At 61.2% G+C, this 14,768-nt stretch carries 14 protein-coding genes and 1 tRNA gene; 7 read left to right on the top strand and 8 right to left on the bottom strand.

The genetic code is table 11. The annotated features are described in order from the left end of the window. The 6 genes from DXT59_RS21990 to vapC all read left to right on the top strand — a co-directional run. On the top strand, positions 1-734 hold a 734-nt coding region (locus tag DXT59_RS21990; RefSeq protein ID WP_162878190.1), incomplete at its 5' end, for a type II toxin-antitoxin system HipA family toxin. A gap of 77 nt (positions 735-811) precedes the next feature. Further along, entirely contained in the window at positions 812-1,366 is a 555-nt protein-coding gene (locus DXT59_RS30755) for a hypothetical protein (protein WP_162878189.1), read from the top strand. Positions 1,367-1,599: 233 nt separating this feature from the next. Then, positions 1,600-1,953, top strand: coding sequence for a restriction endonuclease fold toxin 5 domain-containing protein (locus tag DXT59_RS21980; RefSeq protein WP_116139105.1), 354 nt, complete (start codon positions 1,600-1,602; stop codon positions 1,951-1,953). Beyond that, the gene (locus tag DXT59_RS21975; protein WP_240324621.1) at positions 1,931-2,665 is read left to right on the top strand and encodes an Imm52 family immunity protein; all 735 of its coding nucleotides are present in this window, start codon (positions 1,931-1,933) and stop codon (positions 2,663-2,665) included. Before DXT59_RS21980 ends, DXT59_RS21975 begins: the two co-directional genes overlap by 23 nt. Before the next feature lie 172 nt (positions 2,666-2,837). Continuing rightward, the gene (locus DXT59_RS21970; protein WP_116139103.1) at positions 2,838-3,029 is read left to right on the top strand and encodes a type II toxin-antitoxin system VapB family antitoxin; all 192 of its coding nucleotides are present in this window, start codon (positions 2,838-2,840) and stop codon (positions 3,027-3,029) included. Continuing rightward, positions 3,029-3,433 carry a type II toxin-antitoxin system VapC family toxin gene (gene vapC, locus DXT59_RS21965; protein WP_116139053.1) on the top strand — a complete coding sequence of 135 codons (405 nt, stop codon included), beginning with the start codon at positions 3,029-3,031 and terminating at the stop codon, positions 3,431-3,433. The genes DXT59_RS21970 and vapC overlap by 1 nt, the downstream gene beginning before the upstream one ends. Positions 3,434-3,548: 115 nt before the next feature. Here the strand turns inward: vapC and DXT59_RS21960 are convergent. The 6 genes from DXT59_RS21960 to DXT59_RS21935 all read right to left on the bottom strand — a co-directional run bounded on the left by DXT59_RS21960 (position 3,549) and on the right by DXT59_RS21935 (position 10,619). Then, positions 3,549-3,636, bottom strand: a tRNA-Ile gene (locus DXT59_RS21960). 231 nt (positions 3,637-3,867) lie between these two features. Continuing rightward, entirely contained in the window at positions 3,868-6,105 is a 2,238-nt protein-coding gene (gene rpoD, locus DXT59_RS21955) for an RNA polymerase sigma factor RpoD (RefSeq protein WP_240324620.1), read from the bottom strand. Positions 6,106-6,458: 353 nt separating this feature from the next. Beyond that, positions 6,459-8,351: a DNA primase gene (gene dnaG, locus DXT59_RS21950; RefSeq protein ID WP_116139048.1), complete on the bottom strand. Its 1,893-nt coding sequence runs from the start codon at positions 8,349-8,351 to the stop codon at positions 6,459-6,461. Positions 8,352-8,424: 73 nt separating this feature from the next. Then, positions 8,425-8,871 carry a GatB/YqeY domain-containing protein gene (locus DXT59_RS21945; protein ID WP_116139046.1) on the bottom strand — a complete coding sequence of 149 codons (447 nt, stop codon included), beginning with the start codon at positions 8,869-8,871 and terminating at the stop codon, positions 8,425-8,427. A gap of 244 nt (positions 8,872-9,115) precedes the next feature. Then, positions 9,116-9,328, bottom strand: coding sequence for a 30S ribosomal protein S21 (rpsU, locus tag DXT59_RS21940; RefSeq protein WP_116139044.1), 213 nt, complete (start codon positions 9,326-9,328; stop codon positions 9,116-9,118). A 70-nt stretch (positions 9,329-9,398) separates the two neighbouring features. Beyond that, on the bottom strand, positions 9,399-10,619 hold the full coding sequence (locus tag DXT59_RS21935; protein ID WP_116139042.1) for a BaiN/RdsA family NAD(P)/FAD-dependent oxidoreductase: 1,221 nt from the start codon (positions 10,617-10,619) through the stop codon (positions 9,399-9,401). A gap of 126 nt (positions 10,620-10,745) precedes the next feature. On the opposite strand from DXT59_RS21935, the gene tsaD reads away from it, so the two are divergent. Continuing rightward, complete coding sequence (gene tsaD / locus DXT59_RS21930; RefSeq protein ID WP_116139040.1) at positions 10,746-11,771, top strand: tRNA (adenosine(37)-N6)-threonylcarbamoyltransferase complex transferase subunit TsaD; 1,026 nt, start codon at positions 10,746-10,748, stop codon at positions 11,769-11,771. Between the two features lie 90 nt (positions 11,772-11,861). Here tsaD and folE2 read toward each other — a convergent pair whose 3' ends face one another. Both folE2 and dxs read right to left on the bottom strand, forming a co-directional pair. Then, positions 11,862-12,677 (bottom strand): GTP cyclohydrolase FolE2, encoded by an 816-nt coding sequence (gene folE2 / locus DXT59_RS21925; RefSeq protein ID WP_116139038.1) that lies wholly within the window; start codon positions 12,675-12,677, stop codon positions 11,862-11,864. A gap of 136 nt (positions 12,678-12,813) precedes the next feature. Then, positions 12,814-14,712 carry a 1-deoxy-D-xylulose-5-phosphate synthase gene (dxs, locus tag DXT59_RS21920; RefSeq protein WP_116139036.1) on the bottom strand — a complete coding sequence of 633 codons (1,899 nt, stop codon included), beginning with the start codon at positions 14,710-14,712 and terminating at the stop codon, positions 12,814-12,816. Positions 14,713-14,768 lie beyond the last annotated feature (56 nt).

Raw genomic sequence — 14,768 nt, 5'->3', positions numbered from 1 at the left:
TGAACCGCAAAGATGCTCGTTTCTACCCACTTCTACTGGCGCCTATATGCCGGAAATACCCGGCTCCTTTATGCCGGAAGGTGACACGCGGTGAAGTGCTGGCACTGCACCTGGCCGCAGCCGCCGGCATCACAGTCGCCGATTCGCGGATTGTTATGTCAGATGACGTCCCGGTCGCGGTCGTGCGCCGATTCGACCGCCCGAAGGGCAGCGGGCGCATTCCATACCTTTCCGCAGGCTCCATGCTGCAAGCGTCGCGAGCGGACGACCACGCCTATACACAGATCGCCGACGTCATTAAAACGCGTTGCGTGAACCCGGCGAGCGACCTCGAGGAGCTATGGCGTCGGCTAGCATTCAATCTGCTCATCACGAATGTTGACGATCACGTCCAGAATCACGGCTTTCTACACGTGGAGCATGGCCAATGGCGCCTTGCGCCGGCCTTTGACATCAACCCTTTTCCAGATAAGGACCCGGAACTCAAGCTCTGGCTCACCGGCGACTCGGGGCCGGTCGATTCCATCAACGACGTCATGCACGCGGCCTCTTACTTTTGGCTGTCCGAGGCAGATGCCAGGCGCGTACTCAATGAAGTATGTGCTGCGATTCTCAACTGGAAAGCCATTGCGAAATCAGCGCCGGTCGGCATGTCGAGCGACGACTTGGACGCCTTCGCGCCAGCGTTGGAAAATGAGCAGATGCGGGTTGCGATGAAGCTGTTGGCGCAATAGACGTCCATAGCCGAACCCACAATTCGCGGCCAGCAAGACACGCTCGAAGAGCGTTTTTTGCGCTCGACAAGCTGCTCTTGGTCGTCGCTCGGCCAAACGTGCCGGCAGTCCGATTTTTTCGCGGTGGCAAGGCGCCAACGCTGCGCCGCAATCAAAATATCCGCAGCCACACCAACCGCAAGAGCCTCAGTAGCTGCTGCGGTTGTTGCGACAAGCGATCCGCTCCCCGCCTTGTACCCGCATCGGTATCGGTCGCAACTTACGCAGGGTACATCTCCCAAACCACATCCGAAGATATGCACGAGCACCAAACCGCTCTTTTGACCGAGGACGAACACAGGTTCATAACGGCCGTTCGAGACAACATCGGCAATGTCGATACGAGGCTCACGAACGATCCCGCATTGCTGGACAAGCTCACCCGAGCATACGGCGAAGCCAGGCGCTTAGGACTCGTTCGAGAGGAAGTGCTCGCAGATTTCCTATATCTCGAACTACAAGCCCCCGGCTTCCACCGCACCCCGGCTATTCAGACATGGCTACATGAGCCGGGCGCCTCCCTCGACGACCGCTTCACTGATTTGATGGATGTACTTCGCAAGAAATCGCAGCAGCTAGAGGGGAACACATAGTGGCGCCGACACGTCGCTCACGCCTTGAAGAAGCGGCCATCGCGCTCTTGGCATTGCTCACCGCGATAGGGGGCGCCGTCCGTGGGCGCGGGGAAAAAGCCCAATCCGACGCGGACAGTCTGCGGACAGACAAACTGAAGTCGAAGTCGGCTGCACGCGCGATACCGGTTCCTAGCAAGTCACACGCTCAGTGTCCGCCACGCAGAGGTTGGCTCGTCACGAGGAGGTGGCACATGTCCAACGTCTCGCGTGACTACCAAGTCCGCGTTACCGGTTTTGCGCCGTTCACCGAGTGGAAATTCATGAATATTGAATTCGACGGGTTCAAATCGTCGGAATGCCGCCTACAAGAAGCGAAGGCCCGGTATGACCAATTTTTCGATACAAAGACGGGCTTTCCGAAATACTTTTTCCAGATATTCGGCGTCCAACGCATGCTCAATCAAGCCCGCATTCAAAGCGCAATTACCAAGAACAATCCACCCGCAAGACTCACCTGGTATTTCATGCAACCCATTTCCCATAAATATTTTTCAGACATCTTCCTACGAGAAGATCTTCCGATTGATTCATTACTTCAACCATAACATGGTCATTTTCCTAAGCTTCAGGCTTCAACAACCGATCCTTCCTTCGCGAGAGGAGCATCTCGGAACCCTCTGGAAAATTACCCAATTGCTCCAGCCGTTCGGCCTTCCGATCGAACATTGGTACCCGCCCGCTCCTACACAGAAAAAGTCGCTTGCGCAGGCCGCCTTCGACGAGAACGGCCCAACACCAGAAGCACTTGAAATCCTTCGAGTGCAGGACGAGAAGGACGGTATGACCAGCTATCGGAGAACGGGTGTCTGGAGCGGAAAAGAGAAAGGCAGACGCTGTTCGTTCTCTATTTCCTTTTCCTCTGATCCCGACCTCCCTACATGCCTACTCTACCTGCAATTCCAAGAAGTAGCCGCGCTGGATCAAGCGAACAACATGCAACGCTTCATGCGAGGCTTACTCGAGATATGGCCGCGTGCTGCGTGCATAGAGGTTGGGCCGCTCATGTACTACACCACGCATCGCGTTTTTCCGAAGCGGCCGGGTGCCGGATGGATGCTTTACCTTCCGAGAGCAATCGCGCCCGAGGAGCTACCCGACGCGGCGGCACTGGAGCCTGTCATGGAAGGCGGTACGCAAAAGGGCACCATCATAGCCAGCGTCTCCGACGGCATCTTTTCCATCGATGATCCAGAGCATCTGCGGATCGCAAATGCGATCGAAATGAGATTGGCCGGCTTGGACCTCTTGCCTCGGTAGCCAAGCCGTTAGGTGGTTTGAGAGAAGGGGCGACCGGCGGTCGCTGATCGGCTGACGTCGTAGCGCCCCATCGCTCAGAGGAAATAGGGAGCGGACGGTACTGCCGTCTCGCGATTGATTCCGCATCGTCCGCGAGGTATGATGTGTATGAATACATCAAATGATACACATTATGCGTACCAACATCGATATAGACGATCGCCTTATGTCGGACGCCCTTGCCGCATCCGGCTTGAAAACTAAACGGGAAGTGGTAGAGCTCGGCTTGCAGAAGATCATTCAATTGAAGCGGCAGGAAGAGCTTCGCCAGCTCCGCGGCAAGATCGACTGGCAAGGGAACCTTGACGAAATGAGAAGAGATTAATGATATTGGTTGATTCGAGCGTTTGGATTGATTACCTTAAAGACGTGCGGTCTGCAGAGACAACGAAACTTGACGTTTTGCTCGGCGCCGAGGAGATCATTTCGGGAGATCTCATTGTTGCGGAGGTTTTACAGGGAGTACGCTCGGAGCGGGAATTCAATCTGGTCAAGCAAACGATGACGGGCACTATGCGCGTGCTCACATTGGCTGGCGAAGATATCGCCGTTCAAGCCGCGAGAAATTATCGATACCTTAGGGCACAAGGGGTGACGATCCGTAAAACGATTGACTCGATCATTGCGACCTATTGCATCGAAAATCACGTTCCGTTGCTGTTTAGCGATCGGGACTTCAACCCGTTCGTCGAGCATCTTGGCCTCTGGTCAGCAATGCACGACGACTGAGAAGTCAACGCAATGGGACAGCCCTCCTCGGAAACCTCCGAGAAGCGCCTCCATACGCACCTTACGCATACGAATGCCCAAAACTGAACACTCAGGACCCCTAAAAAGCTTCAAATGGTGGGCCGGGTGGGATTCGAACCCACGGTGTCCTTTCGGAGGCGGATTATGAGTCCGCTGCCTGCAACCAGCACGGCGTCCGGCCCGTCTCGCGCCACAGTTTGGAATTCTCTGTTCGTGGCGGATGCCCACATCCGCGAGCGGCATCGCCCGCGGAAAGATTGCGAGTCTATCGGCTAATGCCGTTACGCGCAAATATCAAAAACGGCAAAACGCTCAACAAACCCACATCCAGCGGCACCCCCACAAAAAAGGCCCGGCAGATCAATGCCGGGCCTCGCTTCCTACCAAACCGATCCTACCAATTCCCGCGGGGATCAGTTCCCTTCGAGGAACGATTTGAGCTTGTCGGAACGGCTCGGGTGACGCAGCTTGCGCAGCGCCTTCGCTTCGATTTGACGGATCCGCTCACGCGTCACGTCGAATTGCTTGCCGACTTCCTCGAGCGTGTGGTCCGTGCTCATTTCGATACCGAAACGCATACGCAGCACCTTCGCTTCGCGCGGCGTCAGCGAATCGAGCACGTCCTTCACGACATCGCGCATGCTCGCATGCAACGCGGCGTCCGACGGTGCGACCGTGTTCGAATCCTCGATGAAATCGCCCAGGTGCGAATCGTCGTCGTCGCCGATCGGCGTTTCCATGGAGATCGGCTCCTTCGCGATCTTCATGATCTTGCGGATCTTGTCTTCGGGCATCTCCATCTTTTCCGCAAGCGTCGCCGGATCCGGCTCGAGACCCGTCTCCTGCAGAATCTGCCGCGAAATACGGTTCATCTTGTTGATCGTCTCGATCATGTGAACCGGAATACGGATCGTGCGCGCTTGGTCGGCGATCGAACGCGTGATGGCCTGACGAATCCACCACGTCGCATACGTCGAGAACTTGTAGCCGCGACGATATTCGAACTTGTCCACCGCCTTCATCAAACCGATGTTGCCTTCCTGGATCAAATCCAAGAACTGCAAGCCGCGGTTCGTGTACTTCTTCGCAATCGAAATCACGAGACGCAGGTTCGCCTCGGTCATCTCGCGCTTGGCCTGCCGCGCCTTCAATTCGCCGGCCGCCATCTGGCGGTTCGTTTCCTTCAAATCCTTCAGCGGCAGAACGACGCGCGCCTGCAAGTCGAGCAGACGCTGCTGCTGTTCGCGAATCGCCGGGATGTTGCGCGACAAGATCGCGCTGTACGGATGCCCCTCGGCCACCACCTTCTCGGCCCAGTCGAGGTCGGTCTCGTTGCTCGGGAAGCGAGCGATGAACTCCGAACGCGGCATGCCGCACTTGTCGACGACGATATGCAAAATCTGACGCTCGACCTGACGCACTTCGTCCACCTGCGCGCGCAGCGTGTCGCACAGACGCTCGACCGTACGCGCCGTGAAGCGAATCGACATCAGCTCGTTCTGAATCGTTTCTTGCGCCTTCAAGTAGGACTTGGACTTATAGCCTTCCTTCTCGAACGCACGGCGCATCTTGTCGAACCATTCGCTGATCAAAGCGAACTTCTCGAGCGACGCGCGCTTGAGCGCCTCCAGTTGCGCGGCGTTGGCCGTGGCCTGCGCGCTGCCGTCGTCCTCTTCTTCCTCGTCGGCCTCTTCTTCCTCTTCCTCTTCGCTCTCGTTTTCGATCGCCTCGGCCTCTTGGGCCGAGAAGCCATCGGTGTCTTCCGCATTCGGATCGATGAGACCGTCAACGAGTTCGTCGATACGCACTTCGTCGTTCGCGACGCGCTCGGCCATCGCGAGAATATCGGCGATCGTCGTCGGACACGCCGAAATCGCCATGACCATGTGCTTCAAGCCGTCTTCGATGCGCTTCGCGATCTCGATTTCGCCTTCGCGCGTAAGCAGCTCGACCGTCCCCATTTCCCGCATGTACATACGGACCGGGTCGGTCGTGCGGCCGAACTCCGAATCGACCGTCGACAACGCAACCTCGGCTTCCTCTTCCACTTCGTCGTCGGACGAAACAGCCGGTGCGTTGTCGTTCAGCAGCAGCGTCTCGGCATCGGGCGCCTGCTCGTAAACGGCCACGCCCATGTCGTTGAACGTGCTGATGATGCCCTCGATCGCTTCGGTCTCGGCGAAGTTATCGGGCAAGTGGTCGTTGATTTCCGCATACGTCAGAAAGCCACGCTCCTTGCCGAGCTTGATCAGCGCGCGCAGCTTCGAGCGGCGCTCTTCGAGCTCCTCCGCCGTACCCGGCTGAGTGGACGCGAACGCGTCCTTCAGCAGCGCCTTTTCCTTCGCGCGGCGATCGCGCGCCTTGGCTTTCTCACCCTTGCCCGAAGTGGCTTGCTGCTCTTCGCCTTGGGTGGTTGCGTCGTCATCGACGGATACTTCGTTCAGCTTTTTCGTCATGGAGTTCGCCGTACCGGCTATAGTCTCGACTCGCGGCTGCTGGACTTCAGCCGGTTGCACCGTGGATACTTGGGTATCGCGCACTGCCGAATCGTCCGGCGTGGCAGTCGCGCCCTCTGCGCTTTTCGAGCCGGCCCGCCTCGCGGCGGCGGCCCTCGTCTCCGGCTTGGCGGACGTCTTTGCCGCCTTGGTCATATCGGCGGCTGCCGCCGAAGTCCGCACAGCCCCCGAGCTTGCCGATCGCTTGCCGGCCCGCTCCGCTGCACTCGCAGCCGATGTTTTGCCGGCAGAAGCATGAGCGGATCCAGCACCGACAACGCCGCGCGCCGGCCCGCCCGTACGCCTGCCGGAACCTCGGGCACCGCCCTTGCTAGGTTCCGCCGCGCGTGCCGCAGCCGCCTTCCCGCCCGTAGTCTTTGCCATCGCTATTTCGCCCCTGCCGCAGCGCCCCTGCTTTGAAAAGACAAACTAAACCGCTGAAAACCTTTTATTATATCACACACGGCGCACTCCCTCCCGCGAACCCATCCGGCCCATCACCCGCGGACTCATAACCCGAGTTGCCGCTTCATCTCGGCCCTTTGACGGTTCAGCTCCGCGAATTGTTCGATCTCGTCCGGCGTGAGCTTCGTCTGTCTCGACAACCGCTCGAGCCGTTCGCTGCACGCGTCATAGCGGATTTTCAGGATGGCCGCCTGGAACTCCTCGGCGGCGATGCGCTCGCGCTCTTGCTGCTGCTCGGCCGCCGCGGCATCCTGCGCGTCGTGCATCAGCAAATCGCGTACGTTTTCATCATAGTCCAGAATTTCGCGGAAGATTTCCTCGAAGGTCGCCGCGTTGGCCCCATTTCTAAGCAGATCAGACAGGTGGCGAAACTCCGCGGCGTCGCCTAATGCGCGCGCGTGCGTCGCCGCTTCCGCGAACAGCTCCCCATGGTGACTCTGGTTAAAGAGGCTCTCCTCGCTCTCCTCGTCGAGTACGGAGACGATGCGCGGATACATGACCAAATTGCGCAAAGCCCGCTCCTCGATCCCGGTTACTCGGCGCCGGTCCTTACGCGCGGGCGCGGGCCGGGGGGCGGCCGCAATACGCGTATCGACGTCGCAAAGTGACGCCACCTCTTCGAACGGCACGTCGAGCCGATCCGCGAACATGTGCATGATCTGGGCGCGCAACGCATTCGCGGGCAGCGCTTGCAGCAGCGGTTTCGCATCGAATAGCGCCCGCGCGCGGCCCTCGGGTGTATCGAGCTCCTTACCGGCGAGCACCTCGTTAAGCATGAATTGCGATAAGGGCAACGCATGTGCGATCTGCTCCGAAAACGCCTCCTTGCCGAATTCGCGGATGAAGCTGTCGGGATCGTGCTCCTGCGGTAAGAACAGGAAACGGATCGTCCGATTGTCGGCCGCGTGCGGCAAACATGCGTCCAACGCCCGCCGCGCGGCGCGCCGGCCTGCCGCGTCGCCGTCGAAGCTGAAGATCACCGTATCCGTTTGGCGCAACAGCTTCTGCACGTGAATGGGCGTACAAGCCGTACCGAGGGTCGCAACGGCGTTCGGAAAACCGAGTTGCGCCAACGCGACGACGTCCATATACCCTTCCACCACCAGCACCGAGTGCGCCTCACGGATCGCCAAGCGCGCTTCGAAGAGCCCATACAGCTCGCTCCCCTTGCTAAATAGCGGCGTTTCCGGCGAATTCAAATATTTCGGCTCCCCGCCGTCGAGCACGCGCCCGCCGAAGCCGATGACCTGGCCCTTGACGTTACGGATCGGGAACATGATCCGCTCGCGGAAACGGTCATAGCGGCGCGGCTGGCCCTGCGCATCGAGCTTCTCGCTGAGGATGACGAGCCCGGCTTCCACGAGTCCGTCGTTGCGGTAATCGGGGAAAACGGCTTCGAGGTTCTGCCAGCCGTCCGGCGCGTAGCCAAGCCCGAAACGCGCGGCCACCTCGCCGGTGAGTCCACGCTTCTTGAGGTACTCGATCGCTTGCGGGGCGCCGCGCAACGCCCGGCGGTAATAATCGCAGGCGGTTTGCATGAGGTCGGACAGCGCCGCAACCGTCTTCCCGTCCACGGGCGCCGGCCCGAATCGCTCGGCACCCGAGCCGCCCCGCTCTGCGCCATATCCGCCGCGCCCGGGCGAGGGCTCCTGCGGGACCGTCAAGCCGACCGATTGCGCCAGGTCGCCCACGGCCTCGGGGAAGGACAGGCCCGCGTGCTCCATCAAGAAGCCGATCGCGGTGCCGTGCGCACCGCAACCGAAGCAGTGATAGAACTGCTTAGTTGGACTAACTGTAAACGAAGGGCTTTTCTCGTTGTGAAACGGACACAAGCCCATGAAGTTCGCCCCGCCCTTCTTCAGTTGAACGTACTTGCCCACCACGTCGACGATATCGACGCGGTTGAGCAGGTCTTGAAGAAAGGCGTGTGGGATCACAGGCGATCAGATCGAGCGAAGCGGCCGCGGCGCGCGCATCGGCGCAACGCCCGTTCCCGCATCGCGCTTGCCGTTACTTGGCCAGTGCCGCCTTGACGAGCCCGGACACGGCCGTCATATCGGCGCGGCCGGCCAGCTTCGCCTTGAGCACGCCCATGACCTTGCCCATGTCTTGCGGACCGGATGCGCCCGTTTCTGCGACGGCCGCCTGAACCTCTTCGGCGATCTCGGCATCGGATAGTTGCGCCGGCATATAGGCCGTCAAAACGGCGAGTTCCGCGCTTTCCTGCTCGACCAGATCGCTGCGGCCCGCTGCTTCGAATTGGCTGATCGAGTCCTTACGTTGTTTGATCATCTTGTCGATGACAGCCGTGACGGCGGCATCGTCGAGCGTCACACGCTCGTCGACTTCACGTTGCTTGACGGCCGCCAGCAGCAAACGGATCGTTGCAAGGCGACCCGTTTCGCGCGCCCGCATGGCCGCCTTCATATCGTCGTTGATGCGATCTTTGAGACTCATCTTTCACCCGAAGCAAAAAGAGAAGAATGGGTACTGAATTAACGCGGCGCAGTGCTGAGCGCAAAAACCCGCTTGGGACTTTTCCTCAAGCGGGTTTTGCGCACACTGCGCCACATACGGGACAAGGACCAGGCGATCGACCAAATCGAATAACGATTCAGGATGGCCGTGAAGCCGCTGCCACCGCAAAACCGAGCGCCGGTGCAGCCCCGCGTGCGGAGCGCCCGAACCGGCGCCGGGACAATCAGTAGAATTTTTTCGGCAGCATCTGGCTGCGCAGGCGCTTGAAGTGGCGCTTCACCGCGGCAGCCTTCTTACGTTTGCGCTCGGACGTGGGCTTTTCATAGAACTCGCGCGCGCGAAGCTCGGTCAGCAGACCGTTCTTCTCGATCGTGCGCTTGAAGCGGCGCATCGCGACTTCGAAGGGCTCGTTTTCTTTTACGCGGATGATCGTCATGTTTCCAAAAAGGAAATTTCCCAAAGGTCCGGGAGTATAGCAGACGTTCTGCACATTTACACGAAAGTTGTCAAGCGCTTCGTGAGAACTCGAACGCTGCCTCACCGGCGGCCACGCCCGACGCCCATGCCCATTGAAAGTTATAACCACCCAGCCAGCCTGTCACGTCGACGGCCTCGCCGATGAAATAGAGCCCAGGCGCACGCGCGCTCATCATCGTCGAGGACGACAGCTCTCTCGTATCGACGCCGCCCTTCGTCACTTCCGCCTTGCGGTATCCCTCGGTTCCGGAGGGGATGAGCGTCCATCGCGAGAAGGCTTCTCCCAAGCGGCGCAATGATTTGTCCGACAAATCGGGCAAACGCGCCTCGGATGAAATATCGTGCGCTTCGAGCCAGGCATGCGCCAAACGCGCGGGCAGCCATTGGGCGAGCAGATTGCCGATCTGCCGCTTCGTCCCGCTCGATTTGGCCTCGAGCAACTCGGCAGCCGCGTCTCGGCCGGGCAGCAGGTCGATCGCGATCGGCTCGCCGCTCTGCCAATAGCTCGAAATCTGCAAAATGCCGGGGCCCGACAGTCCGCGGTGGGTGAACAGCAAATCCTCGACGAACGAACCCTGGGCGCGCTTGGGCCCGGCCGCCACCTCGACTTCGAGCGAGACGCCCGCCAACGTCGAGAACGGCAACCATTCGTCCGACGAAAACGTGAGGGGCACGAGCGCGGGCCGCATATCGACGAGCTTATGCCCGAATTGCTTCGCGATGCGGTACGCGAAGTCGGTCGCCCCGATCTTCGGAATCGACAGGCCGCCCGTCGCGATCACGAGCGCGCGCGCGCGGATCTCGCCGGCGTTCGTGTCGATCGAAAACGCACCGCCCTCGCTTCGACGCACCGCTTGCACGTCGACCGGGCGGCGCCACGCGATACGCCCCGCGTCGCACTCGGCTTTGAGCATCTCGATGATCGCTTCGCTCGAATGGTCGCAGAACAACTGACCGCGGTGTTTCTCGTGCCAAGTGACGCGGTGCGACTTGAGCAGCATGAGAAAGTCCCGCGGCGTATAGCGAGCGAGCGCGGAACGGCAAAAGTGCGGATTGGCCGAAAGGTAATTGGCCGGGCCCGCTTGGAGGTTGGTGAAGTTGCAACGCCCGCCGCCCGAGATGCGGATCTTCTCGGCCAAGCGCGGCGCATGATCGATGAGCACGACGCGCGCCCCGCGCTGTCCGGCCACGGCCGCGCACATCATGCCTGCCGCGCCTGCGCCGATGACGGCGATGTCGAATGATTCCATGGCGCGCATTTTACCTGCGCGAGCGGCCTCTTACGGGGCGCTGCTATACTTTTGTGTTTTTCACGGGCACCTTTGCGGCCGCGGCCTTGATGACCCTCCCAGGCCGCCCGCGCTCAGCCATCCACCATGCTCGTTCTCGGCATCGAAAGCTCGTGCGACGAAACCGGGCTTGCGCTCTACGACACCGAGCGCGGCCTGCTCGCACACGCCCTGCATTCGCAGATCGCCATGCACCGCGAATACGGCGGGGTCGTGCCCGAACTCGCCTCGCGCGACCACATCCGCCGCGCGTTGCCGTTGCTCGAAGACGTTCTCGCTCGCTCGGGCGCCTCGCGCGCCGCCATCGACGCGATCGCATTCACGCAAGGGCCCGGGCTCGCGGGGGCATTGCTCGTGGGCGCCAGCATCGCCAATGCGCTCGCGATGGCGTGGGACAAACCGACGATCGGCATCCACCATCTCGAAGGCCACCTGCTGTCGCCGCTACTCGTCGACGAACCACCGCCGTTCCCATTCGTCGCGCTGCTCGTTTCGGGCGGCCATACGCAACTCATGCGCGTCACGGACGTCGGCGTCTACGAGACGCTCGGCGAAACGCTCGACGATGCCGCGGGCGAAGCTTTCGACAAAACAGCCAAACTGCTCGGCCTGGGCTATCCCGGCGGTCCGGAAGTTTCGCGGCTCGCCGAATACGGCACGCCAGGGGCTGTGACGCTACCGCGGCCGATGCTTCATTCGGGCGATCTCGATTTCAGTTTCAGCGGCTTGAAAACCGCCGTGCTGACACAGAGCAAAAAGCTGGGCGCGAACGTGTGCGAACAAGCGAAAGCCGATCTCGCGCGCGGTTTCGTCGATGCGGCCGTGGACGTACTCGTGGCGAAATCGCTGGGCGCGCTCAAACGCACGCGGCTCAAGCGGCTCGTGGTGGCCGGCGGCGTCGGCGCAAATCGCCAATTGCGCGAGGCACTGTCGGCCGCCGCGAAAAAACGCGGCTTTAACGTGCATTACCCCGATCTTTCTCTTTGCACCGATAACGGCGCGATGATCGCGCTGGCCGGCGCGCTGCGCTTGCAGCGCTGGCCCGGGCAGGCCGATAAAGACTACGCGTTCACGGTCAAGCCGCGCTGGGACCTGTCGTCACTGGCACGATAGCGATAGCGATAGCGGCCGCCGAATCGGACGGCGCGCTACCGATTCGCGAGAAGGCGGGGGAAGCCGGCGGATATAGCACCGGGCCGGCTGTTAAGCAGCAGCCGCAGAGCGCTTGTCGTGCTCGATGACGGCATAAGCGCTGTGGTTGTGGATCGATTCGAAGTTTTCCGCTTCGAGCACGTAGGACACGATGCGCTCATCGGCATTGAGCCGCTGCGCCACGTCGCGGACGAGATCCTCCACGAACTTCGGGTTTTCGTACGCGCGCTCGGTCACGAACTTCTCGTCGGGGCGCTTGAGCAAGCCCCACAACTCGCACGATGCCTCTTCTTCGGCGATGCGAATCAGCGCCTCCACCGGCAAGTCCGCTACGAGTTCGACCTCGATCGTCACGTGCGAGCGTTGGTTGTGCGCGCCGTACTGCGAGATTTCCTTCGAGCACGGGCACAGACTCGTCACGGGCACGAGCACGCGCATGAACGTGCGGACTTCGCCCCCACGCGCTTGGCCCGCCAACGTCACCTCATAATCCAGCAAGCTCGATACGCCCGAAACAGGCGCCGTCTTCGGTACGAAATAGGGAAACGTCACTTCGATGCGGCCGCCCGCCGCTTCGAGCTTATCGAGCATTTCGCCCAGCATCTTGCGAAACGTCGCGGGCTCCAAAGGCGCCTTGTTGCCTTCGAGCAGCGCCACGAAACGCGACATGTGCGTGCCTTTCTGATCCGCGGGCAAATGCACGTCGAGGTTCCATGTGCCCACGGTCGGCTGTACTTCGCCGCTTGCGGTGCGTACGGTCAATGGATGACGCACGCCCTTTACCCCCACGCGCTGAATCGCAATCTGCCGCGTGTCCACGGTGCTTTGCACGTCGGGCATGACGAAGGCAGGGTTCATTTGGTTCATCGTTGTTCTGTCCTAGTGAGCGCAGCTAGAGGCCGGCGCGCAAGGGCCGGCGCGAGTCGCGTCAATAACGAAACATGGGCCCGAAGGCCCATGTATGCATCCATCGCGTGCGGCCGCTTAAGCGGCCGGCACGGGATCAAGCGACGCGTTGGGCCGCCAGCTTGGCCGCCGGCTCGAGAAAACGCGCGCGAATCGATTTTTCGATGCCCGCGCTATCGAGGCCGCATTCCGCCAACAGCTTGGCCGGATCGCCATGATCGATGAAGCTGTCGGGCAGGCCCAATTGTAGTACGGGGCGAACAACCCCATCGGCAAGGAGGGATTCGACGCATGCCGAGCCCGCGCCGCCCATGATGCAGCCTTCCTCGATCGTCACGAGCGCATCGTGCGTCTGCGCAAGCTCGCGCAAGAGTTCGGCGTCGATCGGTTTGACGAAGCGCATGTTCGCGACCGTGGCGTCGAGCGCCTCAGCCGCGGCCAGCGCCGGTGCGACCATGGTGCCGAACGCCAAGATGGCGATGCGGCTGCCCTTCGGGGCCGTCGATTCGCGGCGGATTTCGCCGCGGCCGACCGGCAGCGCCGTCATCTGCTTGACCGTCGCCACGCCCGTGCCCGCGCCGCGCGGATACCGCACGGCCGTGGGATTCGGCTGCTGCAGCGCCGTGTACAGCATCTGGCGGCACTCGTTTTCGTCGGCCGGCACCATCACCGTCATGTTCGGAATACAGCGCAGGAACGCCAGATCGTATGCACCCGCGTGCGTCGCACCGTCGGCGCCCACCAGCCCCGCACGGTCGATCGCGAAGACGACGGGCAGGTTCTGCAAGGCCACGTCGTGAATCAACTGATCGTAGGCGCGCTGCAGGAACGTCGAGTAGATCGCGACGACAGGCTTGAGCCCTTCCGTCGCCAAGCCGCCCGCGAACGTGACGGCATGCTGTTCGGCGATGCCCACGTCGTAATAGCGATCGGGGAAGCGCTTTTCGAACTCGACCATGCCCGAGCCTTCGCGCATGGCCGGCGTGATGCCGACGACGCTCGAATCGAGTTCGGCCGCATCGCACAACCATTCGCCGAACACTTGCGTATACGTCTTCTTCGACGGCGACGTGCTCGGCTTGATACCCTCGGCCGGATTGAACTTGCCCGGGCCGTGATACAGCACCGGATCGGCTTCGGCCAGTTTGTAGCCTTGGCCCTTCTTCGTCACCACGTGCAAGAACTGCGGACCGCGCAACTCGCGGATGTTTTGCAGCGTGGGAATCAGCGAATCGAGGTCGTGGCCGTCGATCGGCCCGATGTAGTTGAAGCCGAACTCCTCGAACAGCGTGGCCGGCACGACCATGCCCTTGGCATGCTCTTCGAGCTTACGAGCCAATTCGAGCATCGGCGGCGCAACGCGCAACACGCGCTCCACCCCGGCGCGGGCAGCCGCATAGAAGCGGCCCGACATCAACCGCGCCAAATGCCGGTTGAGCGCGCCGACAGGCGGCGAAATCGACATGTCGTTGTCGTTGAGGATCACGAGCAGCGGCACGTCGTCGCATACGCCGGCGTTGTTCATCGCCTCGAACGCCATGCCGGCCGTCATCGCCCCGTCGCCGATCACGGCGATCGAGAAGCGGTCGATCCCTTCGAGCTTGCTCGCGATCGCCATGCCGAGCGCCGCCGAGATCGAGGTGCTCGAGTGAGCGGTGCCGAACGTGTCGTACTGCGATTCGCTACGGCGCGGGAAGCCCGAGATGCCGCCGCGTTGGCGCAGCGTGGGCATCCGGTCGCGGCGTCCCGTCAGAATCTTATGAGGATAGGTCTGATGGCCGACGTCCCAAACGATTCGATCGTGCGGCGTATCGAATACGTAGTGCAAGGCGATCGTCAGCTCGACGGTGCCGAGATTCGACGACAAATGCCCGCCCGTCTGCGAGACGCTATCGAGCACGAACGCACGCAGCTCGTCGGCAAGCGGCTTCAATTGACGGCGGTCGAGGCGGCGCAAGTCCGCCGGGTCGTCGATGGTTTTCAACAAGTCGTACATCGTCGTTCCATTGTAGGAAAAGTTACGCGCCCGCTTTTCTCTCACGCTGCTCGAGG

Source organism: Trinickia diaoshuihuensis (assembly GCF_003390925.1).
In the GTDB taxonomy this organism is placed as follows: domain Bacteria; phylum Pseudomonadota; class Gammaproteobacteria; order Burkholderiales; family Burkholderiaceae; genus Trinickia; species Trinickia diaoshuihuensis.
This window is presented reverse-complemented; position numbering and strand designations above follow the sequence as displayed.